The following is a 3,712-nucleotide window of genomic DNA, read 5'->3' on the forward strand; positions in this document are numbered from 1 at the left end:
TTCAGAGTAAATCGCACCACCACGAGTAACCGCAGTATTATTAATGAACTTCACACTGTTGACTATTAAAGAAGCACCCTTATCAACATACACGCCAGCACCTTTATCAGCACGGGCATCACATACAGTTACATTAACTAAGGTTAAGGTATAACCATTAGCAACCTTGAATAATCTAGCCATTTCAGAACCGGAAATTATAGATCCTTTACCATCAATAATAATATTTTTATCAATTACAATACCCTCGACAATACTTGAATCAAATTCCGGAGCATATGCATATTTTTCACCATTCAATGAAATAGTGTCACCATTTTCAGCAACAGCAACCATATCTGCAATGTCAATTAATCCACCACAGACAGACAAAACAGAAGTTTGTACCTCTTTTATAGGATAATCAATACTGATTAAATACACTCCATTATTAGTAGGTGTAAAAGTACCTGAATAATAACCTAAAGTATCATCAAACACAGCAGGGACACTAATATTCACACCATCTTTGGTTAAAACAAAGCTAAACTTAGAATCCTTAATCGCATTACCTGCGTCATCAGTCAAAGTAGCAGCAATACTAAATGCAGACTTATGCCACTTATATGTAGTATTTTCCATAATTTTAGCATATACTTTAGATTCAATAGTTCCTTTATCATTAATTATTCCAAAATCGGTTGATTCTATTTTATTTCCTGCTAATGTTAATTCAGCATTGTTATAAATAGTTCCAATACCTTTATTATCCTTGAAATTAGAATTGGATACGCTTAATGATTTACCATCTGAATAAATTGCACCACCTTTAGCAGCAGCATTGTTTGTGAAATTGGACTTTTCAATAATCATTTCAACTGAAGAATCACCGCAAATAGCACCACCATAAGCTAATTCAGAACCGAAAACAGAATTGTTTTCAAATTTAGAATCAACAATACGGATTTTACCATTTTGAGCTACGATTGCACCTCCTTTAGGAGTATCAGTACTTGAAACCCTATTGTTTGTAAAAGTACAATTAGTAACCAAACCGTTAGCTCCAGGATACATTGCAGTAACAGCCGCACCAGCAGCAGTATAACCAACACTACCATAACCTAACGCTTTATTACCATCAAAGACAGAATCAGAAATCTCATACTTAATATCCTCAATATGAATAGTACCAGCATAAGCAGTATTATTTACAAACTTAGAATCCCTGATAACCAAACTTGGAGTGCCCACACCATCAATTACAGCAGCATAAATTGCACCACCATAACATCCACTGTTATTAACAAACCTAGAACCAGTAATCTCAGTAACAGCAGAAGTAGTAATAATAGCATTAATCAAATCACCAGTCTTGCCGTCAGTACCTCTAACAACATAATCCTTAAGATTATTAGTGAAATTAGAATCAGCAACAGTTAACTTACCACCAAGAGCATAAATGGCAGCACCACCATTATCCACATTCTTAGAACGGAAAGTAACATCATTACCATCAAAAATTGCTTTATTCACAGCAACATTACCTTCAGAGTAAATCGCACCACCACGAGTAACCGCAGTATTATTAATGAACTTCACAACATTAACAACTAAAGAAGCACCCTTATCAACATACACACCAGCACCTTTATCGGCATTACCATTTGATAAAATAATTTTATTCAAAGTTAATGTAGCTCCATCGACAACATTAAATATTCTAGAATATTTTGCAGCGTCAATTTTAGCTAAAATATCCTTATTATAACGGCCTGTGATAGTTAAATCCTTATTAATTAAAATACCATTAGCAAAATTATCTTTTTCTTCTTCTGTTTGAGTAATTTTAGATGTAACGATTTGTATTTCTCCACCATTAACCAAATTAATTAAATCATTTAATTGTGTAAAAGTAGTTAAACCACCCTTATAGAGAACACCATTATTATCAATCGCATAATCACCAAAATTATCAAAAGTGGACGGATTGGATAAACTCAATTTTAATTCACCCTCATTATAAATGGCAACATTACCATCACCAACAACATTAGCATTAATTAAAGTTAAAGTAATGTTTTTTGCAATATTGAACACCTTACCATTATTGGAGGTAATAGTATGGCCAAGCATATCAATAGTTATGGATTTAGCAACAGTAATTCCATTTGCAAATGTTTCTTCTTCACTTGCCAGTTTAGTAACATCACATGTTACCATAATTTTAGAACCACAATTATTAATCAAAGTTTGTAAATCAGCAAAAGAAGTAGGAGCATAATAAACAGTACCATGTTTCACAGAAGGAATTTCACCGGAACCAATATTAACCTTACCATTTAGACCACAGAAAATTTCTGCATCCTCATTATCATTAACATCGATAGTACCTTTAGCAACATATATAGCACTATTATTAAAAGAAGAACCAGAAATATCGGCATTTTTAATATACAATCCATGATAGCGAGAAGTATTATTGGTGAAATTTGAATCAATGACAGTTATTTGTTTATCACTATAAATTGCACCACCAACTCCTCCTCTACTATTTATTACTCCATTGAATGTCTCAGAATTAGATGCACTAGCTGTATTATTTATAAAAGTACAATCAACAAATTTAGCATTGGAATTTGAAACAGCACCACCATAAGCAGCAGAATTATCTTTAAAAATACAATCTGAGATTACACATTCCCCAGCAGTTTCAAATACTATACATAATGCACCACCATGAGCATAATTAGTAAATGTACTTCCAGTACCTTTAGCAGTGTTTCCTTTAAAAGTACAATTGGAAATAGTATAACTTCCATCAACAATATCAATTGCACCGCCATTAAATGCAAAGTTATTCTCAAAAGCAGTATTTTTTATATCCAATACCCCTTTATAAAATAAAATAGCTCCACCATAAGATCCGCTATTGTTTGCAAAATAAGAATTAGTTATACTTACAGAACCATCATCATAGCTTGCTAAAGCAGCACTAGACAAATCACCAGTGTAATTTCCAGTTCCTCCACGGTGTACGATATTTTTTAAGTTATTTGTAACTCTACAATCATCCATTATTATAGAACCGCCATCATTATAAATAGCAGCCCCTCCCCAACCGTTAAAATTACGGTCAGTTAAATCATTACCATCAAAAGTAGAACCACTCACATATATGGAACTATATTTAGTATTGTAAATTGCCCCACCACTTTTAGTAGCAGTATTATTTATTAATTGAGAATTAACAATATTTAAAACTCCTCCATCATTGTAAATTGCTCCACCGTTTTCATTATTACCATTAATTAAGGTTACACCAATTAAAGTCAAAGTGCAACCAGTATTCACCTTAAAAATTCCACCTTTTTTATCTGCATCAATTTTGTGATTGTTACCTATAATTGTAACGTCTTTAGTAATTGACACATCGCTATCTCCATCTACCCTTTTATAGTCGGAAGTTAAAAGTAATGTACTTCCGCCATCGATAGAGTTTTGAAGTGAGGTGAAATCATTATTTCCCTCATCAGCCAATACCTCCTCATCTGATGCTCCAATACTCACATCAGAGTCCGGCAGTGCCAACTCAGGATCCAAATCCATGTCTGCTGCAGAAACAGCAGAAATTGACAATATCATTACTAAAAGTAATAATACCATACTAACCGATTTCTTCATAATTAACCACATTTTAATTTTTTTGAATACATAGAAAAATAACTAAACTATT

Annotated in this window: 1 protein-coding gene; it reads right to left on the reverse strand. The window is 32.9% G+C overall.

Going from position 1 to position 3,712, the window contains the following annotated elements; all coding sequences use genetic code 11:
- A partial coding sequence (locus tag Q4Q16_RS01440; protein WP_303345657.1) for a right-handed parallel beta-helix repeat-containing protein occupies positions 1-3,660 on the reverse strand: 3,660 nt, incomplete at its 3' end.
- Positions 3,661-3,712 lie beyond the last annotated feature (52 nt).

Origin of the sequence: Methanobrevibacter sp. (assembly GCF_030539875.1) — an archaeon.
In the GTDB taxonomy this organism is placed as follows: domain Archaea; phylum Methanobacteriota; class Methanobacteria; order Methanobacteriales; family Methanobacteriaceae; genus Methanocatella.